General features: G+C 58.6%; 25 protein-coding genes. 15 read left to right on the top strand and 10 right to left on the bottom strand.

The features are described from left to right. Window position 1: 1 nt before the first annotated feature. The 5 genes from MWR57_RS04180 to MWR57_RS04160 all read left to right on the top strand — a co-directional run bounded on the left by MWR57_RS04180 (window position 2) and on the right by MWR57_RS04160 (window position 2,896). Window positions 2–223, top strand: coding sequence for a hypothetical protein (locus tag MWR57_RS04180; protein WP_423123530.1), 222 nt, complete (start codon window positions 2–4; stop codon window positions 221–223). Between the two features lie 70 nt (window positions 224–293). Further along, window positions 294–815 carry an FKBP-type peptidyl-prolyl cis-trans isomerase gene (locus MWR57_RS04175; protein ID WP_423123529.1) on the top strand — a complete coding sequence of 174 codons (522 nt, stop codon included), beginning with the start codon at window positions 294–296 and terminating at the stop codon, window positions 813–815. A 16-nt stretch (window positions 816–831) separates the two neighbouring features. Further along, window positions 832–1,686, top strand: coding sequence for a bifunctional hydroxymethylpyrimidine kinase/phosphomethylpyrimidine kinase (gene thiD, locus MWR57_RS04170; protein WP_423123528.1), 855 nt, complete (start codon window positions 832–834; stop codon window positions 1,684–1,686). A 181-nt stretch (window positions 1,687–1,867) separates the two neighbouring features. Continuing rightward, window positions 1,868–2,332 (top strand): glycine zipper domain-containing protein, encoded by a 465-nt coding sequence (locus MWR57_RS04165; protein WP_423123527.1) that lies wholly within the window; start codon window positions 1,868–1,870, stop codon window positions 2,330–2,332. 102 nt (window positions 2,333–2,434) lie between these two features. Next, window positions 2,435–2,896, top strand: a complete 462-nt coding sequence (locus tag MWR57_RS04160) for a YaiI/YqxD family protein (RefSeq protein WP_423123526.1) — start codon at window positions 2,435–2,437, stop codon at window positions 2,894–2,896. Window positions 2,897–3,086: 190 nt separating this feature from the next. Here the strand turns inward: MWR57_RS04160 and MWR57_RS04155 are convergent, their stop codons facing one another. Together MWR57_RS04155 and cutA are read right to left on the bottom strand one after the other, a co-directional pair. After that, a complete protein-coding gene (locus tag MWR57_RS04155) occupies window positions 3,087–3,440 on the bottom strand; it encodes a hypothetical protein (RefSeq protein ID WP_423123525.1) in 354 nt (117 codons plus the stop codon). A 268-nt stretch (window positions 3,441–3,708) separates the two neighbouring features. Then, the gene (gene cutA, locus MWR57_RS04150; protein WP_423123524.1) at window positions 3,709–4,035 is read right to left on the bottom strand and encodes a divalent-cation tolerance protein CutA; all 327 of its coding nucleotides are present in this window, start codon (window positions 4,033–4,035) and stop codon (window positions 3,709–3,711) included. Between the two features lie 222 nt (window positions 4,036–4,257). Between cutA and MWR57_RS04145 the strand changes: the two genes are divergently transcribed. The 6 genes from MWR57_RS04145 to MWR57_RS04120 all read left to right on the top strand — a co-directional run bounded on the left by MWR57_RS04145 (window position 4,258) and on the right by MWR57_RS04120 (window position 9,014). Then, window positions 4,258–5,031 (top strand): type III pantothenate kinase, encoded by a 774-nt coding sequence (locus MWR57_RS04145; RefSeq protein ID WP_423123523.1) that lies wholly within the window; start codon window positions 4,258–4,260, stop codon window positions 5,029–5,031. After that, window positions 5,015–5,947, top strand: a complete 933-nt coding sequence (locus tag MWR57_RS04140) for a S66 peptidase family protein (RefSeq protein WP_423123522.1) — start codon at window positions 5,015–5,017, stop codon at window positions 5,945–5,947. Before MWR57_RS04145 ends, MWR57_RS04140 begins: the two co-directional genes overlap by 17 nt. A 347-nt stretch (window positions 5,948–6,294) precedes the next feature. After that, window positions 6,295–6,720, top strand: a complete 426-nt coding sequence (locus tag MWR57_RS04135) for a hypothetical protein (protein WP_423123521.1) — start codon at window positions 6,295–6,297, stop codon at window positions 6,718–6,720. Window positions 6,721–6,798: 78 nt separating this feature from the next. Next, on the top strand, window positions 6,799–7,026 hold the full coding sequence (locus MWR57_RS04130) for a hypothetical protein (RefSeq protein ID WP_423123520.1): 228 nt from the start codon (window positions 6,799–6,801) through the stop codon (window positions 7,024–7,026). Window positions 7,027–7,242: 216 nt separating this feature from the next. After that, a complete protein-coding gene (locus tag MWR57_RS04125) occupies window positions 7,243–8,397 on the top strand; it encodes a cytochrome c3 family protein (protein WP_423123519.1) in 1,155 nt (384 codons plus the stop codon). Next, on the top strand, window positions 8,394–9,014 hold the full coding sequence (locus MWR57_RS04120; protein WP_423123518.1) for a cytochrome b/b6 domain-containing protein: 621 nt from the start codon (window positions 8,394–8,396) through the stop codon (window positions 9,012–9,014). The genes MWR57_RS04125 and MWR57_RS04120 overlap by 4 nt, the downstream gene beginning before the upstream one ends. Before the next feature lie 90 nt (window positions 9,015–9,104). Here the strand turns inward: MWR57_RS04120 and MWR57_RS04115 are convergent, their stop codons facing one another. Next, window positions 9,105–11,207: a sigma 54-interacting transcriptional regulator gene (locus MWR57_RS04115; protein ID WP_423123517.1), complete on the bottom strand. Its 2,103-nt coding sequence runs from the start codon at window positions 11,205–11,207 to the stop codon at window positions 9,105–9,107. A 261-nt stretch (window positions 11,208–11,468) separates the two neighbouring features. Here MWR57_RS04115 and MWR57_RS04110 point away from each other — a divergent pair, with 261 nt between their 5' ends. Genes MWR57_RS04110 through MWR57_RS04100 form a run of 3 tightly spaced genes read left to right on the top strand, consistent with a single transcriptional unit; the run spans window position 11,469 to window position 13,644 of the window. Further along, window positions 11,469–11,945, top strand: a complete 477-nt coding sequence (locus MWR57_RS04110) for a NifB/NifX family molybdenum-iron cluster-binding protein (protein WP_423123515.1) — start codon at window positions 11,469–11,471, stop codon at window positions 11,943–11,945. After that, window positions 11,942–12,772 carry a nucleotide-binding protein gene (locus MWR57_RS04105; RefSeq protein ID WP_423123513.1) on the top strand — a complete coding sequence of 277 codons (831 nt, stop codon included), beginning with the start codon at window positions 11,942–11,944 and terminating at the stop codon, window positions 12,770–12,772. The genes MWR57_RS04110 and MWR57_RS04105 overlap by 4 nt, the downstream gene beginning before the upstream one ends. After that, window positions 12,769–13,644, top strand: coding sequence for an ATP-binding protein (locus MWR57_RS04100; RefSeq protein ID WP_423123512.1), 876 nt, complete (start codon window positions 12,769–12,771; stop codon window positions 13,642–13,644). Before MWR57_RS04105 ends, MWR57_RS04100 begins: the two co-directional genes overlap by 4 nt. 76 nt (window positions 13,645–13,720) lie before the next feature. On the opposite strand, the gene MWR57_RS04095 is transcribed toward MWR57_RS04100, so the two are convergent. The 7 genes from MWR57_RS04095 to MWR57_RS04065 form a co-directional block, all read right to left on the bottom strand. Further along, the gene (locus MWR57_RS04095; RefSeq protein ID WP_423123511.1) at window positions 13,721–14,128 is read right to left on the bottom strand and encodes a hypothetical protein; all 408 of its coding nucleotides are present in this window, start codon (window positions 14,126–14,128) and stop codon (window positions 13,721–13,723) included. A gap of 140 nt (window positions 14,129–14,268) precedes the next feature. Further along, on the bottom strand, window positions 14,269–14,628 hold the full coding sequence (locus tag MWR57_RS04090) for a response regulator (protein WP_423123510.1): 360 nt from the start codon (window positions 14,626–14,628) through the stop codon (window positions 14,269–14,271). Window positions 14,629–14,650: 22 nt separating this feature from the next. Further along, window positions 14,651–16,687, bottom strand: a complete 2,037-nt coding sequence (locus tag MWR57_RS04085; RefSeq protein ID WP_423123509.1) for an ATP-binding protein — start codon at window positions 16,685–16,687, stop codon at window positions 14,651–14,653. A 14-nt stretch (window positions 16,688–16,701) separates the two neighbouring features. Continuing rightward, entirely contained in the window at window positions 16,702–17,631 is a 930-nt protein-coding gene (locus MWR57_RS04080; RefSeq protein WP_423123508.1) for a phosphate/phosphite/phosphonate ABC transporter substrate-binding protein, read from the bottom strand. 72 nt (window positions 17,632–17,703) lie between these two features. Further along, entirely contained in the window at window positions 17,704–18,768 is a 1,065-nt protein-coding gene (locus MWR57_RS04075) for a protein-tyrosine phosphatase family protein (RefSeq protein ID WP_423123507.1), read from the bottom strand. Next, window positions 18,765–21,281, bottom strand: coding sequence for a PEP/pyruvate-binding domain-containing protein (locus MWR57_RS04070; protein WP_423123506.1), 2,517 nt, complete (start codon window positions 21,279–21,281; stop codon window positions 18,765–18,767). Before MWR57_RS04070 ends, MWR57_RS04075 begins: the two co-directional genes overlap by 4 nt. Before the next feature lie 204 nt (window positions 21,282–21,485). After that, the gene (locus MWR57_RS04065; RefSeq protein WP_423123505.1) at window positions 21,486–22,199 is read right to left on the bottom strand and encodes a lysophospholipid acyltransferase family protein; all 714 of its coding nucleotides are present in this window, start codon (window positions 22,197–22,199) and stop codon (window positions 21,486–21,488) included. Window positions 22,200–22,382: 183 nt separating this feature from the next. On the opposite strand from MWR57_RS04065, the gene MWR57_RS04060 reads away from it, so the two are divergent. Continuing rightward, the gene (locus MWR57_RS04060) at window positions 22,383–23,294 is read left to right on the top strand and encodes a DUF748 domain-containing protein (RefSeq protein WP_423123504.1); all 912 of its coding nucleotides are present in this window, start codon (window positions 22,383–22,385) and stop codon (window positions 23,292–23,294) included. Window positions 23,295–23,308: the final 14 nt, after the last annotated feature.

Below are 23,308 nucleotides of genomic sequence, written 5' to 3'. Positions count from 1 at the left end.
CATGCTCCGGTTCCTCGACCAACTGCCCTTTCCGATCCTGATCGTGCTTGCGATTTTCATGCTGCTGGCACCGTTCCACCCCATGCCGCATGTGGTGGAAAAGATCCTCATGCTGAAAAACGGCCAGCTCCATCGGCCGATCGATATCTTTGATCTCGTCTTTCACCTGACCCCGTTGCTGCTGCTTGGCCTCAAGTGGTGGCTCTCCCAGAGCCGCCCTTGACCCTGCCCTCCCGCGGTCTTATTATCTGCAAAACACAACCCACCGCAACCACATAGAGGAGTAACGCACCATGCAGCGAGTTTCCGAAAACGACTCAGTCACCATTCTCTACGATGGACTTCTGCCCACCGGCGAAAAATTTGATTCTTCCCAGGACACCGGGCCTCTGCAATTTCAACTGGGCTCCGGCAGCGTGCTGCCCGCCTTTGAGCAGGCGGTGCTGGGCATGGCGCCCCAGGAAACCAAGAGCATCATCATCGCGGCTAAGGATGCCTATGGCCTGAAGAATGAAGAGTTGATCATAACCGTAAGCCGCCAGGGTTTTTCCGGGCAAACCATCGCCCCGGGGATGATCCTCGGCATGAATATGGAAAAGGACGGCCAGCAGCACAAGATTCCGGCCACGGTGCTCTCGGTTGATGATGAAACCCTGACCGTTGACTTCAATCACCCGCTGGCTGGTCAGGATATCACCTACCAGATCACCCTGCTTTCCATCGACACCTCCGCCGAGCCCCCTGGCGCTGGCTGCGGCTGCGCCACCAGTAACACGGGCGGCTGCACCCCCAACCGCGGCTGTGGTTGCGCCTGACCCGGCCTGCCTCCCCATGGCCACGGAAGTCATCCTCCCCCAGCAGCACACTGCACGGGCGATCCTGACCATTGCCGGCTCCGACCCCTCGGGCGGGGCAGGAATCCAGGCGGACCTGAAAACCTTCACCGCCATCGGAGTCTATGGGGGGGCGGCGATCACCTGCCTGACCGCCCAGAACAGCCTCGGCGTCGATTCCTATCTGCCCGTTGCCCCGGAATTTGTCACAAAGCAAATCGAACTTGTCCTGGCCGATCTGCCCGTCAGTCACATCAAGACCGGCATGCTCGGCACCGATGAAATCGCCGGGGCGATGGCCGAGGCGCTGCATGGTTTTCCCGGTGAGGTCATCTGCGACCCGGTGCTTACGGCAAGCGACGGCCACGATCTTTTTCATGAAACAACGGAAAACACCGGCCTGCACGCCCTGTTCAACATCGCCACGGTCCTTACTCCCAACCTCCCCGAGCTGGCGCGCCTGACGCAACACAATCTTGAAACGGCGCGGGAAGCGCTGGCGGCGGCAACCTCCTTGCTTGCCCGATATCCCAAGCTGCGAGCCATTGCCCTTACCGGAGGCCATATCCAGGAACAGGCCGCAGAGGTGGAGGATTTCCTGATCCTCAGACAAGGCCAGGGCGCGGAGATTTTCTCGAGCAAACATGCGCGGGTCAACACCCGAAACACCCACGGCACCGGCTGCACCTTTGCCTCGGCCTTTGCCGCCTACCATCTGCTCCACGGCAATGACCAGGATGCGTTTTTCAAGGCAGTAGCCTTCGTGGAGACCGTTTTGCGGCAAAGCGCCGGCCTTGTCCTCGGCAAGGGCAAGGGCCCCATGGCCCATCATCTTTTCCGGGGCACGGTCTGATTGTCGCGCACCATTGACGTTTGCCGGTAAGCGTTATAAGATTTCCCATACGCAGCAGTTTCCGGTGCGTATGCACACATCCTCTTGTGCGAAACAGGCAAGCGCACCGAGCAGGGGAAAATTCTTGCTTCGGTTTGAGACATCAACCAGTCAGAGAACTGAACAACACAAGGAGATCTCAATGCAGAAAAAAAATGGGCTACGGATGGCGGCAGCGGCGATTATGTTTATGCAGCTCACCACCGCCGGCTGCGCCACCACGACATCGAAGGGAACAAGCGGCGCGGCCATCGGCGCGGCAACTGGCGCCATCGCCGGCCAGGCCATCGGCCACGACACCAAGGGGACTTTAATCGGCGCGGCGGTGGGCGGACTGTTGGGCTATATCGTTGGCAACGAGATGGACAAATACGACCAGGCGCAACTCAATCAGGTGTACGAGAGTTCGCCTTCCCATCAGCGGACCCAGTGGGTCAACCCGGACACCAACCGCTCATACACGGTGACGCCACAACCCGCCTACACGCAATCGTCCGGCCAGGTATGCCGGGAGGCGGAAATTATCGCCAACGTGGATGGCCGCCCGGAAAAAGTGAAATCCACGGCGTGCAGGGACAATGACGGCAGGTGGGTGATCCAGAGATAATTCCCGGCGGCTTGATCCAGTCGGGCGCTATGCCGGAGCGAGATTGCCCAAAACGGAATCCCGCTCCGGAACACCATGAACAAGAAGGCACGGATGTAAACCATGCGCATTTGGATTGACGCCGATGCCTGCCCAGGCCCGGTAAAGGAGATTCTATTCCGGGCCGCGGATCGTATGCGGGTGGAGAGTGTCCTGGTGGCGAACCATTGCCTCAAGGTGCCGCGCTCGCCCTTTATCAAAACCATCCAGGTCAAGCCGGGCTTCAATGTTGCGGACGCCCGGATCATCGACGATGTTGAACCGGGGGATCTGGTTATCACCGCGGATATTCCCCTGGCGGCCGAGGTGGTCGCAGCCTCGGCAACCGCCCTGAATCCTCGGGGCACGCTCTACACGGAAGAATCCATTCAAGAACACCTGGCGCGCAGGAATTTCATGGACGAAATGCGCTCAGCGGGCGCCATTACCGGGGGCCCACCGGCCTTGAGCAAGGTTCATCTCCAGGCCTTTGCCAACCAACTGGACCGATATCTGACACGATACGCAACCGTCGCTCCTCGGTGAATGGCGGCTTACTACCCAAAATTTCGCTCTATTTTTTTGATACACTCGTGAAAAACAAAAATTGGGGATGGCTAAGCACAAATCGTCAGATACAAGGCGCGCAAATTTCGAGGAATGAGGCGTACTCAGGTACGCCGCAATGACGAGATAATGCAGCGCAACGCAGTAGCTGGCGATTTGTGCGACGCCATCATTTTTCCAGGGAAAACTGCCGGATAAACCGGGCCAGGGTTACGACCTGTTCCGGAACAAGATTGCCGAACTCCATGCCCCTGCGCCTGACCTCGCCGGCTCCGTCTCCCTCTTGATCAATGACGATATCAGAGACATTGGTGAGGGGGAGATTGTCAAAGAAGAGTTCCTCCCCGCCAAAGATGATGCCGAACTCCGCGGGCTCGGTGGTCATGTCGTCATACGCCGTGTACCTAAACGACAAGCCGCCGAAGCTCATGTCAATGATTTCGCCGTACACGGAATCAAGGGCGATCACCCCGCCCTTCACCGGAAACCTCCGGCACCGCCGGCTCTCCCTCTGGTTACCCATGCCCAATCCCCCCATTTTTTTCAGGACACCCCCTGTCCTGTAGCGCGTTCATACACAAATCACATCATCCGGATCCGGCCGCAATCCGGACAAACCCAGGTCGGGCCGTTGCTGATCCCCCACATATTTTCCTTGAAACAGTCATCGCAGATCTGAAAACCGCAGGGACAGTTCCAGCAAAAGGGCAATTTCCTCCGGCAGCAATGGCATTGGAACTCACGCAAACCCCGGCGGCGGCCGGCCTTTTTCGGCTGTTCCCCTTCCATGCTCAACAGGGCTCCTTGACCTCGGCGGTCAGCCAGGCCAAATACTCATTGCTCCCGGCGATTATCGGGGTGGCGATTATCTCGGCAACCTCATAGGGATGGATCGCCTTGATCGCCGCCTCAATTTCAGGATAAAGCGCAACGCGACTTTTGGCAAGACAGAGATATTCCCCGGCCGTTTCAATTTTTCCCTGCCAGCGGTAATGGCTGGTCATGGGGCCGAGCACCTGGACACAGGCGGCCAGCCGTTTTTCAACCAACAATCCGGCAATGGCCCCGGCGTCCTCCTCGGTGGCAACGGTGGTGGCAACCTGGATATATTCATGCATTGGGCACGCTCCTTATGATAGAAACAACACGCTGGATATTCTTGTTCCCCGCTCCGAATCCCTCACGTTGTCCGGATATAAACTTTTCACCACGCCGGCCAAGAGCATGGACATCGTGCCTCGATCTCTGGTACATTGAGGTGCTGCTGCCGGTCACGGCATTCCATGGTACAGTTGTAAAATTTGTAACAGCTTTCCTCACCACCCACAGAGAGTCGCCCCATGCTGCTAGCGGTTGACATTGGCAATACCCACATGGTGATCGGGGTTTTCACCGGCTCAACGCTTCGCTGCCACTGGCGGGTCAAAACCGACAAGGGCAGCACGGTTGATGAATTGGCCGCCATCTTCCATGGCCTTTTTACCATGGAAGGGCTCCGTTTCAACGACATTTCCGATACGATCATCTCCAGCGTGGTGCCGACAATGCAGGCCGCCTGGGCAGCCTTTGCCACCCGATACCTGAAAACCGTCCCCCTTGTGATCGGCGGAGACGCGGTGCAGACCTCCATGCCGGTACGTATCGACAACCCCGCGGAAATCGGCGCCGATCGCTTGGTCAATGCCGTGGCGGCCTACGACAGGTTCAAGTGTGCCCTCATTGTCGTTGATTTCGGGACCGCCATCACCTGGGACTGCGTTTCCGACGCAGGGGAATACCTGGGCGGCGCCATCGCGCCGGGGTTGTCCATTGCCATGGAGGCGCTGGGCAACCGCACGGCCAAGCTCCCCCAGGTGGACATCTCCACTCCGCCCGCCGCGCCCATCGGCACCAACACCGTTGCCGCGATCAAATCGGGAATCCTCTTCGGCTATGGCGGCATGGTGGACGGCCTGATCCGGCGGCTGCGGGAACAGATGGCCCCGGCGCTGCCGCAGACGGTGGCGACCGGCGGCATGGCCACCCTCATCGCCCCGTACACCACCAGCATCGACCACGTTGACCCCATGCTCACCCTCAACGGCCTGCGTCTGCTCCATGAACGAAACGCCTAAGCCCATCCTCGCCGCCCCCCTCAAAAAAGGGGATACCATCGGCATCATCGCCCCGGCCGGTCCGGTGCGCAACGAAAGCGATTTCAGCGCCGGGCTGAAGATCCTTCGCGATCTTGGTTTTAAAACCAGGCATCGAAACGACATCCTGAGGCAGGACGGCTTCCTGGCCGGGACCGACCAGGAACGTCTGGCCGAATTGCACGAACTCTGGCGCGATCCGGAGATCAAAGCCATCGTGGCCGTGCGTGGCGGCTACGGCTGCCTGCGGCTGTTGCCGGACCTCGACTTCGATCGTATCCGCCAGCAGCCGAAAGTGCTCATCGGGTTTTCAGACCTCACCGTCCTGCTCTCCACGATCCGGCAACGGACCGGACTCATCACCTTCCACGGCCCAATGCTCACCACCTTGGCACGAAGCGACCGCGATTCCCAAGAGGGTTTTTTCAATCTGCTCACCGGTGGATCACCCCCGGAGATCAAGGTGAAGGGGTTGGAGATCCTCAAGGGAGGACAAGCCCAAGGAACTCTTTTGCCAGGCAACCTGACCAGCCTGGTTCATTTGCTGGGCACCCCCTGGGAGCCACAATGGCGAGACACCATTCTCGTGCTGGAGGACATCGGCGAAGCCCCCTACCGCATCGACCGGCTCCTCACCCACCTCTGGGCCTCCGGCCGCCTTGAGCAGATAGCCGGACTGATCCTGGGCGATTTTGACCAATGCGGCGCAATTGAATTGATCTGGCAACGAGCCCTCGACCTTCTGGCCCACCGCGCCATCCCCATTTGGGCCAACTTTCCCTGCGGCCACGGCAGCCGAAACCAGATCCTGCCCGTGGGAGCGCAAGCACGGCTCGACTCCTCCGCCGGTCGCCTCACCATTCTCGAACCCTTGCTGGCCCAGACGCTTTCCCGCTAAACAGCCAAAGCCCCCGCACATCCCGCAGCGTTTCCGCCCGCCACGGACATCCCTGATTTCAGTTTTTCCTTTCTTGAACAGGGCAATACATATTGCAATTATGCAATGCAATATCGCAACGTGCATTGCATAATTGCAATCATCAATCCTACAGAGCCATCCCTTCACTTCTGTTGTTTATCCGTCAACTTCCCGATATACAGCCAAAAAAAGCACCAGGACATTTTCGGAGATCAGTGGCATGGAAAATGCTGTGCTTATGGATACGACACCATGAAAGCGATGCAGATTCCCCGCTTTGCATACTGACCGATTTGTAACCGTTACTACCATAGAGGAGAAAGATCATGACACAGCTACTCGCCTTGTTGGCAGTTATCCCCCTTGCCTGCTTGCAATTGAGCAAAAAACTGCACCCAAAGGACAGATGGCTTCTGTTCGGAGTAGCCTTCGGGACCGTCATCTCTCCGGTAAGTTACAGCCTCATGGAATTCACCAGCATGCCGGTTGTCGGCAAACTCGTGGGGCTCATCGGCCTGATGACAAATCTTATCCACGGCTCTCTGGGCTACTTCTTCCTGCAGAGCATCGGCTTGCTGGCTGAAAGCGCTCCCTTGCTGGCCTCGCAGCTTCTCATGATCCACATGGTCAACGCCTTGATCTGGTCCTCCTATTACGGAATGATCGGCTACAAGATCGGCCAAAAAATTGCCGGCGAAGTCAAGGAACCCAGCCCCGACATGGGTCCTGTCCGCCAGGGCGCACGGGGATAAAGCAAACCAGCCCGCAACAACAACGGGCATGATCACCGAATAAAAAACATATTCCTTTCAATAGATGGAGGCAACACCATGATGAACACCAGAAAAGAAAAGACGGCACCCGGACCCAACTTTGCCTATCACGGCATCCATGTGCAAGACGCAGGCGAAGGCATCAGCATGGCCGCCTTCGGCATCCTGGTATCCCTGGCCGGAATTGTCGGGTTCTGGGGCTTGGCCTGCATGGCGGCCGGCTTGATGAACAACGGCCTGCTCGGCCTTGGCCGCAACTGGCTTGCCGCAATCCTCGGCTTCTAAACTTTTTCGCTTGCGACCGAGGGCAAAGGCCACTCCCGTCAGTACTGCGCATGGTATCATTTCCGCTGGAAAACTTGCTCCAGCGGAAATGATACCATGCGCACAGGTGCGTCACCCCCTTCAACCGGAGAACATGTTCAGCAAGCTGGCCCATGCGCGCCTGCCACAGGCAGGACAAACCCGCTGTTAAAGAATGCACTGGGAGATCCAGAGACCATGAAAAATTTAATCCCACCGATCGGCATCGGCTTGGCCGTCGCTCTCGCCTGTTTTGCGGCGGCTCCCTTGGCAGGGGCCGCCTCCATCGAAAACTCCGAATGTTTCGCCTGCCACAGCGACGAAAGTCTCACCAGAAGCGCAACCGAAGGCATGAATCACAGCCGGATGAGCGAACAGCTCTTTATTGACGAAACACAATTCAGCCATTCCGTTCATCACAACAATGGCATCGGCTGCGTTGATTGCCATGTCGATATCACTAAGCTGGATTACAACCAAGAGGTGCCTCACAAAAAACAACTGGATCTGGTCAACTGCACCATGTGTCACGAGGAGTCGAGCAACGCTTTTAAGGACAGCGTGCACATGAAAATTCGCGGCAAAGGCATCACCATGAACTGCAATGCCTGCCACGGATACCACTATGTAACGCGACAGGACGCCTTGTCAGTGGCGGACCGGACCAACAATGGCTGCGCCAAATGCCACAATCCCTACCAGTCGCATGACTGGCTGCCCCAGAAAAATGAACATTTCTCCTTTGTGGAATGCGTTGTCTGCCATGTGCCAGACGCTCCCCGACATATTCGCCTCTCCTTTTTCGATCTGATGACCAACAAGTTCTATTCCAGCCAGGAGATCCTGAAAATTCTCGGCATCAGCGAAAACGAGTTCAAGCTTCTTCTGGATACGGACAAGGATGAAATCATCAACGTCACGGAGTTTGAGAACCTGGAACTGATCCTCCGGCAAAAAAACGTTCATGCCATCTTTCATGCCGAACTCGTTGCCGAGATGCATCCCAGTGTCCATAAAATAAACAGGGGACAGGCGGAACGCGATTGCAAAACCTGCCATTCCGCGAATTCCCCCTATTTCGATGCGGTCACCCTGGTGCTTACCAAGGATGACGGAAGCTCGGACCACTTCCAGGTGGACAGAGCCGTGCTGGAAAGCTTCAGCCTGAGACATTTTTACGCCCTGGGCGGCACGAGGATGAAGCTTCTCGACAAGATAGGCTTTCTTCTTTTGGCCGGAGGCTTCTCCGTGGTGCTTGGCCATCTGGCCGTGCGCATCGCCACCATCCCCTTGCGCAGAAAGAATGAATACGCAGCCGAACAATCAAACATACAAGAGGAGGTTTCCCGATGAGCCATGAGAAACTGATCTATATTCACCCGGCCCCGGTTCGCGTCTGGCATTGGCTTAATGCAGCGGGGATAGTTCTGCTGGTTGCCACCGGTTTCCAGATCCGTTATGCGGAAATCCTCAACCTCATGCCGCTCAAAGACAGCGTAAGCCTGCATAATTTTGCCGGCTTCGGCGTTATTGCCGCCTACTTCCTCTGGCTCTTCTACTATCTGAGCACCGGCAAGATCATCATTTATTTTCCGGACCCCAGCACCTTCGTGGCCAAGGCAGTGAAACAGGTTAAATTTTACGGCTATGGCATCTTCCGGGGCGAACCCAACCCCCACGTCATGACCCCGGAAAACAAATTCAACGTCCTCCAACAAAAGGCGTATCTGGGGATCATGTTTGTCCTGCTGCCGGCCCAGATGATCTCCGGTGTTTTTCTTTGGAAGGTGAAAGGCTATTCGGACTACATCCACCTCTTGGGCGGAATACGGATCATCGACACTATCCACGTGCTTTTCTTTTTCTTCTTTGCCTCCTTTCTGGTGGTGCATTGCTATCTCGCCACCCTGGGACATACGCCGTTGGCGCATTTCAAAGCGATGCTCACCGGCTATGAGGAGCACCATTAAACAGGCCGAAGATCTTCTGCATGCGCATAATGCTAAAAAAGAAGGGCTGCCATGTGGCAGCCCTTCTTTTTTGCTTTTTATTGCAAGCCCTCATTCGCGGCCTGCGGGGAAGGAGATATCAAACTTTTTCATCTTCCGCCAGAGCGTTGCCTTGTCGATGCCGAGGTAGGAAGCCGACTTGCCCCGATGCCCGTTGAACCTTTGCAGGGCATCAAAAATCGTGCTCGCTTCGGCATTGAGGAGAGGGTTTGCCTCGATGCGGAGATTCTCAAAATCCACCTCTTCCCCGGAAGTTCGCGGAACCAGCCCTTCGGGCAGATGCATTCTTTCGATCGTCTCCCCATGGCAGAGGACAAAACAGTATTCGATGATATTTTCCAGCTCCCGCACATTCCCTGGAAACTCGTGGCGCATAAGAATGTCCAGAACATCCGGAGATACGGTTTTTATCTTTTTGTTTTTCAACTTATTGAACTTACTTATGAAATGATCAACAAGAAGAGGAATATCCTCCCGGCGCTCCGCCAGGGAGGGCAGGGATATCTTGATAACATTGAGCCGGTAGAAGAGATCGGCGCGGAAAGTTCCCTTGTCCACCTGTTCCTTCAGATTCTTGTTGGTGGCGGCAATCACCCGGACATCGGTCTTGCGGGTGGCGGTGCCGCCCAAGGGCTCATACTCCTTTTCCTGAAGAACCCGCAGGAGCTTCAACTGCAAGGCCGGAGAGATATCGCCGATTTCATCAAGAAAAATGGTCCCTTTCTCCGCCAGGGCGAAGCGTCCGGGCTTGTTGGCCTTGGCATCGGTGAAAGCCCCCTTTTCGTAGCCGAATAGTTCCGACTCCAGCAGGGTGTCGGGGAGCGCGGCACAGTTGAGGGTGATATATCGGCCCTTGCGTTTGCTCAGGGAATGGATGGCCTTGGCAAAAAGCTCCTTGCCCGAGCCGCTTGCCCCTTCGATGAGAACCGTACTGTCACTTCTGGCAATATCGGGAAGGGTGGCAAAAATATTTTTGATTTTGTGATTTTTACTGATGATGTCATTGAAACTGTATGTTTCGGAGATTTCCTTGCGCAGGGCTTCCAGGGAGGAGATATCCCGAAAGGTCTCGACCCCGCCGATGACTTCGCCGTTCTCGCCGCGCAGCACGGAGGTGTTGACGCTGATGGGCACAAGATCGTCTTCCGCATCGTGGATATAGACCTTTATGTTTGAGACATCCCTGCCGGTTGCAATGGACTTCTTCAGGGCGCAGGTCTCATGGCAGATATCGGCCCGCAACACCTCATGGCACTTTCTGCCCATGGCTTTGCTGCGGTGCACCCCGGTAATATCCTCGGCCGCCCGGTTGAAGGAAGTGATCCGGAAATCCTTGTCCACGGTGAAAGCGCCGTCGGCAATGGAGTCGAGGATCAACTCGCCCATGGAAACTTCCTTGCGCAGGGACTCCTGGGCGGAGATGTCCCGGAAGGTCTCCACCCCGCCGATGATCTCGCCGCACTCGTTGCGCAGGGCGGAAGCGCTGACGCTGACGGGCAAAAAATCTTCTTCGATATCCTGGATATAGACCTTGTGACTGACCGCATCCACGCCGGTCTCGATGGATTTTTTCAGAACGCAGGCCGTCTGGCAGATATTGGCCCGCAGCACCTCGTGGCATTTTTTGCCGACGGCATCGCAACGGCGCACCCCGGTGATATCCTCGGCCGCCCGGTTGAAGGAGGTGATCCGGAAATCCTTGTCCACGGTAAAGGCGCCGTCGGCAATGGAATCGAGAATAAAATTATCCAGAAAGATTTCCTTGCGCAGATCCTCCAGCGCGGAGACATCCCGGAAGGTCTCCACCCCGCCGGTGATTTCCCCTTGCTCGTTGCGCAACACCGAGCCGGTAACGCTGATGGGGAGGAGGGCGCCGCTTTTGGTGCGGATGTTGACCCCGTGCTTGATGACCTCTCCGCCGGTTTCCATGGCTATTTTGATCGCGCAGGCGGAGTCGCAGATGTCGGACTGAAAAATCTCATGGCATTTCCGGCCGATGGCTTCTTCCGCTGTGACCCCGGTAATCTTTTCGGCGGAACGATTGAACGAGGTGATCCGCAAATCCCGGTCAACGGTAAAAACCCCTTCCGTGATGGCGCCGAGGACGCTGCCACGGAAAAGCGAAAACGGATTTTTCGGATCGAGTGGACACATGGCTGCCGGGACAGGCTCCTTGGCGGATCATTCAGGGGAACGAGCAGTTGGTCACGGAAAGGCGGTGAGAGACTGCCTCAACTATACCGGGGACGGTAGAAATAACAAGAACGTTTTGGGCACTTCCCGCCGGCGCCGCTTGCCGCGCCGGCCACAAATCCCCCTTGACAGGCCCCTGTAAAAACTTTACAACAATTATGAGCATATGCACATAATAATCCCGCCACTTCCCTTCCACCACTGTTCTCAGGAGGATTCGCCATGAAAATCGCCATCAGCGCCACAGGGAAAGACCTTTCTTCCACCGTTGACCCACGCTTCGGACGGGCCGCGTACCTGCTCATTGTCGATGCGGACACCAAGACCATCATCGAGGCCATTGACAACCAGGCCGCAGGCGAAGCGGCGCAGGGCGCCGGCATCAAAGCGGCTGGTCTTATCGCCGACGCCGGTGCAGGGGCGGTGCTCACCGGCGTTGTCGGCCCCAAGGCCGCCGCCGTCTGCGAAAAAGCAGGAATTGCCATGCTGAACAACATTACGGGAACAGTGGCCGAGGCAATCGACCAGTTCCGGGGCGGGCAGGATGCCCCTGCGCCCGGCACGCCTTCCCCGCCGCGGACCGGCTCGCAACCCGCAAGCCCTTGCAGGCAGAAAAAAGGCAAGGGGTTGGGCCGGGGATGCGGCACGGGCGGCTGCCGGGCCAGGCAGAGCGGTCGGGGCGGGCGGGGCGGGGCATGAAAATCGCCATTGCCAGCGGCAAGGGAGGGACGGGCAAAACCACCATTGCCGTAAGCCTTGCCCTGGCCGCCGACGGACCGGTCCATTACGCGGATTGTGATGTGGAGGAACCCAATGGCCACATTCTGCTCAAACCGGTTCTGGATCAACGCCGTGAATTCGCCCTCACCGTGCCGGAGGTGGTTGAGACGCAATGCAGCGGCTGCGGCGAGTGCCGGGATATCTGCCGCTTCAACGCCATCACGGTTTTCGGTTCCACGGCCATGGCCTTCACGGAACTTTGCCATGCCTGCGGGGGCTGCTTTCTGGTCTGCCCGGAAAACGCACTCACCAGGGGAAAAAGGGTGCTGGGCCTCCTGGAAAGCGGCCGGGCAGGCACTATCGGCTTCAGCCAGGGCACCCTCCGGGTAGGAGAAGCCATGGCCGCGCCGCTTATCAGCGCGGTAAAGGAAGAAGCCGTCCTCAACGATGGGCTTGTCATCCTCGATGCGCCTCCGGGCACATCCTGCCCCCTCCTCGCCGCCATAACCGGCGCCGACTACACCCTGCTGGTCAGCGAGGAGACCCCCTTCGGCCTTCATGACTTGCGGCTTGCCGTGGGGGTTTTGCGTAAACTGGAGCAGCCCTTCGGAGTCATCCTCAACCGGGCCGACCTGGGCGACGGCAAAACAGGAAAATGGTGCCGGGAGGAAAATATCCCCGTGCATCTTGAAATCCCTTTTGACCGGAAGATAGCCGAAGGCTACGCCGCCGGCATTCCCCTGGTCAACTGCCGGCCGGAACTGCTCCCCATCTTCTCCTCCCTGCTCAAGGAGATCAGCCAATGAAGGAACTCCTGATCGTAAGCGGCAAGGGCGGCACCGGGAAAACCTCGATAACCGCCGCCCTGGCCATGCTGCTGCCCCAAACGGTCCTGGCGGATTGCGATGTGGATGCCGCCGACCTCCACCTGCTTCTCTCCCCTCGGATCCGCGAGGAGCATGAGTTCCGGTCCGGGGTGCTGGCAGTCATCGACCCTGCCCTGTGCAACGCCTGCGGAACCTGCGCCGAACTCTGCCAATTCCGGGCCGTCCGCATCAACGCCGTAGCCGAACTGATCCCGTTTTCCTGCGAGGGATGCGGCGTCTGCGCCCGCTTTTGCCCGGAAGGGGCAATCCGCCTTCAGGAAAAGCACTGCGGAGAGTGGTTTCTCTCGGATACCGAATACGGGCCCATGATCCATGCCCGCCTGGGCATCGGCGAGGAAAATTCCGGCAAGCTCGTCTCCCTGGTCAAAAAAAGAGCCAGGGAAGAGGCTGAAAAGGCAAATGCGGCATGGCTGCTGGTGGACGGCCCTCCCGGGATAGGCTGTCCGGTCATCGCCTCGCTCTCCGGAGCCGACCTTGTCCTCCTGGTTACAGAGCCAACCCTTTCCGGCCTCCATGACCTCAAAAGGGTGGCGGAACTCGTCCGCCATTTCAAGCTCCCAATGGGGGTCTGCATCAACAAATGGGATCTCCACCCCGGCTACAGCGCCGATATCAGCCAGGTTTGCCGGGAACAGGCCATCCCGGTCCTCGGCACAATACCATTCGACACGGCCATGGTGGATGCGGTGGTCAAGGGAGTGCCGCTATTGCAGCAGGCGCCGGATTCGGCGGCGGCAAAGGCTGTGCGCGGACTGTACGAAAAAATCATCCAATTATCCCTGTCTGCCTGACAGGGAAGAAATCACACACCCTCACCTTTCGCACAGGAGAGCAAGGGCTGAACAAGAAGCCCGTTGCGGCAAGCGCCTAGTTTCCCTTGTTCGCGCCTTCCCCTTTTTTCTCCTCAACAAAGGCGACGATCTCCTCATATTCCATCGCCACCATCTTCCTGCCCGTCGCGGCAACCTTCTGCAGGTATTCCGCAACCTCGGGGTACTCGCGGGCGAACTCGGCCGCCTTGCCCTGCTCGCTGGGAGTGATCTCCTTGTACTCCTTCAGCCCTTCCATGTAATAGACAAAGACAAAGCCGGCGCAGACAAAGAGCGCAAAGGCCGTGTTGGTAAAAATGGGTTTCTGCGCCCACTCGAAAAAGAGGACAAGTCCCCCCAGAACAACGGCGCAGAAAAGTACCCCGGCCAGCACCTGTATCTTGCGATGGTAGTTCCGGCAAATCTGCGCCACATCATGCAACGGCTCCGTGAGCTTGGTTTCCATCTTTCCCCTTCGTCTGTTTCCGCGTTGCGCCGTGCCGGGCAACCGGAAAAATCTTGCGCAAAGCCCTTCTCTCCGGGGCGGTCAACGCCCCTGCCGTCTTGTTTCTCCGCACTTCCCCCAGGGGATGCCTCGACAAGAGGCTATCCAGCCAACACCCGGCTGACCTTCTCTTCCAGTTCAACCTTGTCAAGCGGCTTCACGCAATAGTCGTTGGCCCCCAGCCGCAGGGACTCCCGGGCGCTTTCCATGGTGGGATAGCCGGTGAGCATGATCACCCGCCCGGTGGGATTAATTTTTTTCAACTCCTCCAGCACCTCGACCCCGCTCATTTTTTTAAGCTTGATATCAAGGATCGCCAGATCAACCCTGTTGTCCCGGGCATACTTGAGCGCCTCTTCCTCTTCGGTGAAGGTAGCGATCTCATGCCCCTTCTTCTCCAGGATACGCCTGATCATGCTCAAGGCGTCCGGGACATCATCCAGCACAAGAATTCTGGCCATTATGCGCTCTTGCTCCTCACAATCAATTTTTCAGTACCCCCTGCCCTTCCTGGAAATATACCGTCGGCAGGCGGACCAGGAAGGCAGCGCCCCGGTCCTCCTTGTTATCGCAGGCATGGTCTGCCCCCGGGGGACTTTCCACGGTTATCCTTCCGCCGTGCTCCTGAATGATCCCGTAGCTCACAGATAATCCGAGACCGGTTCCCTTGTCCACCGGTTTTGTCGTAAAAAACGGGTCGAAGATTCTCCCTTGATCTTCCTTGGGGATACCCTGGCCGGTATCGCTCACCGTCATCACCAGCTCGCTGCGCATGGCATCAAAAGAGGTGGTGATGCAAATGCGGCCATCCGTGCCGATGGCATCGTGCGCGTTGTTGAGCAGGTTCACCAGAACCTGCTTGAATTTATCCCTGTCGCCCAAAAAACCGGGAAGCAACGGATCCAACTGGCACCGGATGGTCACCCGGTCAAGGTTGAAGGTATGCTCCATGACCGAAACAATCTCTTCGATTACCTCGTTTGGGGCAAAGAAGGCATAGGTGCTTCCGGACCAGCGCGAAAACTTGAGCAAATCCGCCACAATTCTTCGGCAGATCTTGCCCTGCCGGTTAATAATCTCCAGATCCTGGTGCCGCGGGTCGTCTTCGGGAATCTCTTCAAGGAGCACCTGGGTATAGCCGAGGATGACGCCCAGCGGCGTATTGATCTCATGGGCAACCCCGGCGGCGAGCTGCCCCACGGACTCCATCTTGCGAGCCTGCACCATCCGCGCCTCCATTTCCTTGAGCGCCGTGATGTCCCGCCCGCTCCAGAGGATGCCGCTGATCGTGCCGTCCGGGCTTCGCACCGGCATCCGCATCACATGGCACCATCGGTAGCCCGAACCGCTTTCGATGGCTTCCTGTTTCTCAAGGACAGTGCCGTTGCGCAGTATTTCCTCGTTTTCCTCGATATTTCTTGCGGCCCGGTCCGGCGGATACAGGTCATGGTCAAACTTGCCGATGATCTGCTCTTCCTCCTTGCCGAGCACGTGACAGAAAGCCCTGTTCACCGCCTGGTACTTCCCGTGACAATCCTGCAGATAGACGAATTCCGGCGTGGCGTCCAGAATGGTTTTCAGCAGCATGCGCTGCTCCCGCATGGTTTTTTCGGCGTCCTGCAACTCCTCCATGCGTTTTTTCAGGGAGAGCGTCATGTAATCAAAGCTTTCGGCCAGGCTTTGGATTTCGTCTCCAGTGGATTTTTTGTACACCGCGCAGTGCCGACAGGTCTCGATCTTGGTGGCATAATCACCGGCAATGCAGTTGGCGCAAAGGGTTCCGGCCAGATACCAGCAGCGGTGGTAAAAATTCCCGTACGCCTTGCACCGCGTATTGTCGCACTCCATGACCTCCCAGCAATTCTCCTTCAGGGTGGGCGCGGTATGGGTGTCCAGTTCCCCCCGCACCACCTTTTCCGCGGACTGCTGCAACAGCTTGATCCGCCGGGTGACGGAATTGGCCAAAACCGCCCCCACAATCCCGGCCGCCAGGGTCACAATGCTGGTAATGAGAAAAGCGAGGCGGAGCAAACGGTTGATGGCCGTTTCCACCCTGGTCCTGAGCAGGCCGACCCGGACGGTGCCGATCCGCTCCTCGCCTATCATCACGGGAGCGGCATAATCATAGACCAGGTTTTCGCCGGTATCGAGCAGACGGCGGCTGAAGGGTTGATGACTCTCCACCGTGTTGGTCTCTTTCATTTCAACGGGAAAGCCGCCCCTGAAGGTATGGACGAGAACCTCTCCCTTGCTCCCAAGGATGAACCCGTAGGAGATGTCATCGTTGAGGCTGGTGGCCTCATCAACCAGATTTTTCAGGATCAAAAAATCGATGGTCAGAATGGGCTCCACCGCCCGGGCCGCCAGATTGGCGGCGATGGAAATCCCCCGGTTTCGATTTTCCTCGAGAAGCGCCTCGCGCATGATCCGGGTGACCATGAAAAAAATCAGCACGCTGAAAAAAAACAGCAACAGGAAAAGACCCAGATAGAGCTTGCCGCGCAGACCGGTTTTCAGCATGAACTCCTCTCCCCTCAATCCAGATGGATGCCGATCTGTGCCGCCAGGTTTCTGATCGGGTCATAATCCCGGTCCTGCGCCGGAACAAAACCCATGATGTGGGCCGCGTCCAGAATGCGGCGCTGTTCCTTGTCCGTGGAGGAAAGCTTGAGCAGAGCCCTGGCGATGTTGTCCGCCACCTCCGGGTCAAGCCCGGCCCTGGCCGAATAGACCCACCCGGGATACCAGGGGGTGGTGGCCAGCACCTTGATCTCCCGCAGGTCGATCTTCTCCCCAACCACCTGCAGGGTGCCTTCCCGGATGGAGCCTATATCGTATTTCCCGGCCCAGACCGCCAGGACCACCTTTTCCTGCTTGCCGCCGGGCCCGGGGGCAAAGGCGATCTCCGCGAAATCCTCGGGCCGCAACCCCTGGCCGTGAAAAAGTCCGAGCGCGTACAGGTAGCCGCCGGCGGAGTTCGGATCAACGGCGATCCAACGCTTGCCCCGGCAATCCGCCAGGGTGACGATGGCCGGGTTATCCGCCCGGCAGATTATCTGTCCCCGAAATTTGCTGTTGCCCTCCACCCCCTCGACTGCGGAGGCAAAAACCCTTGAGCCGTAACGCTGGGCCAAGGCGACATAGACAAAGGGATTGGCAAAAGAGATATCAATTTTTCCCTGCCCGACCATGTCCATGTGCTGATCAAAGGTATCGGGAAAAACCTGCTTGATGTTGTACCCTGTCTCCCGGCGCAGGAACTCCACCAGCAGCCGGTGCCGCTCATGGGAAACGGTGTGGGAATACTGCGGCAGATAGGCATAGGTAATGGCGGTTGCCGAAGTTTCATGGCGAACCTGTTCCTTTTTCCCCAAATCCACCTTGAGCGGGGACTCTTCCTGGTCGCAACCCGGCAGCAGCAGAGCCGCGAATACCCAGATCAGCGAAAAAACTGTTTTCAACATTGGTTGCCGCTCCCGGGAGGCTGTGGCTGGCGACGCAGCCACACCCCCCTTGCCGCGCTCGGCATTTTGCCCTCACAGCGAGGAAAGATAATAAAAATAGACCTGGACGAACCTGCCGGAAAGCACGTCATGGCAAGGGAAAAGCAACTCGCTCTCCCCGGGAAAGACTCCGGAGAGGGCAAAAAAAACATTTTTCGAAAGGTTGGAAAGCATTTCCGCAACCAGAGAGGCGTCCAGACCCTCCGGCGCAAGTCCCCAGGTCCGGCAGCGAAGGGGACGGAATTCATACACAAGGCAGTTCTTCCCCACCGACAAAGGGCAGAGAAGCCCTTCGGCCGCGTAAATCCGCTCGATGTTCTCCTCCGCGCCCCCCGCCCCCGGAGACACCTGCCCCGCCACCTGTCGCAATCTCCGGGAAACCTCCACCGCCCGGGCAATCACCTCCTGCCGTTGGCTGCTGGTCAGGTGCCGGTTAATCCTGTTGTTCAAAAAAACCGCTTCGATGAGCGTCATTTCGAAATAATGCCGGCAACAGCCATCGGAGTTCAAGCCGCACTCGTCGGCTGAGCCCGGGGGGTGCCCCGCGGCGGCGGCCTTTTCCTCCACCTCCCGGATCAAGGCTTCGTATTCGCCGAAAAAAGCATTCAAATCAACGACATTGCGACTCTCCAGGGACGGCTCCCGGATGCTCAAGGTGCCGGACTGCTTGCCGTACTTTTTCAGCAGCCGCCACTGACTGTAATTTGCCGGGGTGGCACGGCTGTGCCGGAGTTTCTTTTCCGCCACCTTGAGGCCCAGCCCCCGGCGCAGCAGGTAGGCGGAAACAAAGGTGCCCGTACGGCCGATGCCGTGCCGGCAATGCACCAGGATTTTCTTCCCGAGATAGATGGCCTCATCAAGCCAGGCAAGGCCCTGCTCCATGGCCTCGAGATCCGGCGCGCCCTCATCCGGGATGGGCAGGTAATACACCTCAAAACCGCTTTCCGCCTCAAGCTCGTGCAGATCGCAGAATTCGCCGCAGAGATTCACGATGGCGTCGATGCCCATTTCCTTGATGCGATCCAGCTCCGCATAGGACATGGGGGCGTAGCCCACCGCCAGTTGACTGGTGATCCAGGTTATTTCATATGCGGTCATGGCGAGAGGCTCCGCTCCTGTTTCCCGCTGCTCTGTTGTTTCCGGAAATCGTAGCGCCCCGCCAGAAAATCATCCGCCAAACGGACAACCATTTCCTCATCTTTTAAAACCATGTCCAACAGCCTGGTTGCCCCGAGGAGGCGCCCGATCAGATCGAGCTTTTCCAGCAGCGCATCTCCGGCAAGACCGATCACCCTGGCATCCAGCAGATCCGCCGCTCTTTCCACCACAAAGCCCAACCGCTCAAGGATCCGGGCCAGAAAAGCAACCCGCAGCAGCCGGCCCGTATACTCGCCGCCGCCCCCGACAAAGCGCAATCCGCAGTAATTTTCCGCGGGCGTGCCGCCGCAGAAGGCATCAACAATGGTGAAATGATACCCGAACCGGATGTTGATGTTCAAGTAATCCTCTCCGATGACCGCATAGCTCGCCAAAGAGGCGGAATTCGGGCTGGCAATGCCGCCGCCCATGACGATCGCCTCGTACCCCTGCCAATCGAAGTGTTGCCTGCCATCCCAGGCAACCCCCGGATGGCTGAGTCCACGCCAGAGGGCTTTCAGCGGCAGACAGCGCACCTCTTCCGGAGAAACGCTCCTTTTCTCCGCCGCATCGGGATGCAATCCTCCGCCGATATCCAGCACAAAAAGTTCAAAGGGAAGCTCTGATTTAAGCTGCCGGGCGCCGCCTCTTCGAGAAAGGCCATGGCCGGAGAGGACGAACATCTCCTGCATCGCCTTTTCATGGGCATACCGGACGATGTCATGCAGGGAGCGGCAGGACTCCGGCTTGAAATCCCGGGCGCGCGGGTCCAGGAGGTTGAGAAAGGAAACACGTTCCATCACCGGTTCAAGCCGCTTCAGGCAATAGGACGCACCGCTGCCGACGCCGGCAGACCGCTCCGCGAGCAGTACCGCCACCCGGCCGGCATAGATTCTCCCGTTCTCCGCGTCAACGGTGACCTCCATGCCCGGTGTCAGGCCGGAGGTGGCACCGGGAATCCTGACCAGAACCGGCACTCCGAACTCCCTGGCAACCGTCGCGAAATGGCAGGCCTGGCTGCCCTGTTCCGCCACCACGGCGGCCAGACGGCCGAGCACCTTGACATAGGCAGGGGGCGTATCCCTTACCACCAGCACCGCGCCGCCTGGCATGGCCGTCAAAGGGGTATCCGGCCCGAGGGTGTAAACCACACCGCAGGCAACCCCGCCCGCGGCCTGCTCCCCGCCGGCGAGCAGCAACGGCGCCGCAATGTGTTCGGCCATGAGAGGGCCGGGCCCACTGGCGGTTTGCCGTCTTCCCAGCGGGCGGCTCTGCAGCACATGGAAATGTCCTTCCCTGTCCAGGCTCCACTCAACATCCTGGGGCGAGCCGAAATAGTCTTCCAGCCGCAGTCCCCAGCGAAACAACCGCAGCGCCTGCTGCTCGTCGAGGAGCGAGGCTCCGCCCTGCCGGACGACAACCGGCGCACCTTCCCTGGAAACCCTGAAAACCTCCGGCGCCATGGCGCCGCTCACCAGGGCCTCTCCTTGGCCCCGCACCACATGCAGGGAAAGTTCCTTTCCCCCGGGCTCGCCCGAATCACAAACCGTATCGGTGTACATGACCCCGCTCGCCTCGGCCTCGATCATCTCCAGCACCAGGACCGACATGGCAGTCTCCACGTCGGAAAGGCCATGGCAGCTCCGATAGTAGAGGGCCTCGGGCGCATACTTGCTGGCGAGCACCTCCTTGTATGCCCGGAGAATCTCCCCCTGCCCGACATGGAGCACGGAACGGTACTGCCCGGCAAAGGAGGTCGCCTCATCCTCGCCCAAGGCGCTGCTGCGCACCGCCACCGACACCGGCCGCCCGCGCCGCGCCGAAAGACTGGCAAAGGCTTGAACTATTGCCGCGGCAAGATCCGCCGGAACCGGAGCCGCCGCGATCAGGGCCGTCAACCGGCCGGAAACCGCCTGCAGATCCTCGAGGGATTCGATGTTCAGTTCGGCGAGAAGATCGTCAATTCTCTCTCGCAGCCCATTTTCCGCCAAAAAATGATGGAATCCGTTCACGGTGACGGCAAAACCATCGGGCACGGGCAGATGCAACCGGGTGGCCAGTTGCGCCAGCGCCCTGGTCTTGTGGCCCACCTCAACGGTATCCGCGGTTATGGCATGCAGGGGCAGAATAAAGGGAGGGGCACCGTTGGCCGCGGGTGGAACGAAAAGAGCTTTTACTTGGGAATCAAGGGATTGAAAAGGAATGCGCAGGCGCTCATGGGCGCCGGGAGACAGACGGCAGAGAGATTCGATCATCTCCCCCACAGTCCGGGCCAACTGGTCGTAGCGCCGGACAATACGGCAGAATTCCTCATGGCGCTTGCCGTAATACACCCCCTCGAATTCGGCCAGCAGCTCGTGGGCCGCCCGGTCGTGGCGCAACACTTCCCGGAAGGTTTCATATTTTTCCAGCGCCGTCCTCTGTGACGAGGGAAAAAAGGACTGCAAGCTTCTGAACAAGGCGCGCAAAAACATGACGAACCAGTCCCCCTCCGGTTGCGGTCAACGGCAGCCCCTCGGGACAACTGAAAAGAAGGCTGTCACCTCGGCACCCAATACAGTACTGCTTTTCAAGATTTTTTAACAGGGGAGATTTTCAGAAAGCCCCGCGGCCAAGGGGGAAAAACACACGATCCCGCCGCGGCCCAACATCGGCCGCCGGCGCATGGGGATAAGGCGCTATTCCCCCAACAATTCGGCCACCTTGCCCTGCAGCCGCTCGGCCAGCTCCTGCTTCTGCTTAACGGTGTAGTCGCTGGTGGCAATGGGCGCGCCCACCCGGATCTCCACCCGGCCTGGCCGGACCAGCAGCTTCCCCTTGGGCAAAACCTGATGGGTGCCGACGATGGCCACCGGCACCACCGGCACCCCGGCCTTGATCGCCAGAACCATGGCCCCTGCCTTGAACTGACCCAGCCTGCCGTCCGGACTCCTGGTGCCCTCGGGAAAGATGATGACCGAGGTGCCGTCGGCAATGCGGCGGGCCGCCTCGTCCAGACTTTTAAGCGCCTTGCGGCCATGCGCCCGGTCCACCGGAATATAGCCGGCCATCTGCATGGCCTTGCCGAACACGGGGATTTTGAACAGCTCCAGCTTGGCCAGCCAGCGGAAATCGCAGCCCAGATAGCCCTGGAGCGCGAAGATGTCGAACTGGCTCTGGTGGTTGGCGGCAAAGATGTAGGGGCGCCCCTGCTCAAGAAGAGCACCGCCGGTCATGCTGACCGAAACCCCGCTGAGCCGGGCGACAATCCGGCCCAGGGTGCGGGGCAGAAACTGCACATCAGCCGCCGAGCGCCGGAAGACAACAATCATGATGATGGCCACGATGCTGACCAACCCGGTGAGCAGGGGGGCGAGCAGCAACACCAAAACACCTCGTAAAAAAGTAAGCACGTTGAACTCCCCGGTATGGTTATGGTATTGTGCCGAAACAAGAGCCCGCGGCCCTGCACGATGCCAATTTGAACGTGATGCTGCGGGACAGTCACTTTTTTCCCTCAGGCTTGGCATCTTAGCATTCCTTCGTGCTCCTGCCAAGCACTGACCTCGAACACCGGACACGAGCCCTCGGGTTGCATGATGATACGCATTACCGATACCCCAAAACCGCGCGACAGATTCGGCTCCATCCCCATCCGCGAGGGCAAGCCGACAAGCAACTTCGCTTCGAGACTTTCTCTGCCCAAACGGCCGAAGCGATCTTTCCTTTGGCCGTGGCTGAAAAGGCTCGTGGCGCTTTTCCTCGGAACAACCCTTCTCCTGGTGATTTGCAGCCCTCTGCTGGTTCCCTATCTGGCCACCACCCTCCTGGCCACGCATCTGGCCGAAACCCTCAATCGTCCGGTGACCATTGCCGGAGCCGAATTCAATCCGCTTACCTTCACCCTGACCCTGCGCCGGTTCATTGTCGGGCCGCAACGCGCCAATCCCGAAGACCCGGTGGACCCGCTGCTTTCCGCAGGCAGGATATCCATTGCTTGCGGGCCAAAACAACTGCCGGCCGGAGAGCTCTCCTGCACTCTTGCCGCGGACCACGTCTTTCTCCACCTGGTTCGCCAAAAAGACGGAGGCTACAACCTCGGCCAGAGCATGGCCGATCTTCTGCCCGGCATGCAGGCACTCCCTCTGCGGTTTTCCTGGAGCACCATTGCCATGGACAACAGCCGCCTGGTGTATGACGACGAACAGACCGGCAAGACCCATCATGCCGAGGATCTCACCCTGGCCTTCTCCCCCGGCCAGCCCAACCCCTTGCGCCTGCAAGGTGAAATCAACTCCATCCCGATCACCCTCAACGATGCCGCGAGCCAAGCGTGGCCCGCGGATCCCGGCGCTGACACCGGCGCCCCGATTACCCCCGATGACTCGGCAACGAAAGCGGCGGCGATCGCCCTTGTCCAGGAACTGAGCCAAGCCGCCGGACAGTACCTTGAAGACCCAGTCAGCCAGCCGGCCGCGCGTAGGCTGGAAACAACCCCTGCCCCCTAACCCGGATACCCCCC

The organism is Hydrosulfovibrio ferrireducens, from assembly GCF_046883345.1.
GTDB lineage: Bacteria > Desulfobacterota > Desulfobulbia > Desulfobulbales > Desulfurivibrionaceae > Thiovibrio > Thiovibrio ferrireducens.
The sequence above is the reverse complement of the archived record's forward strand: the minus strand, read 5'-3'. Positions and strand labels throughout refer to the sequence as shown.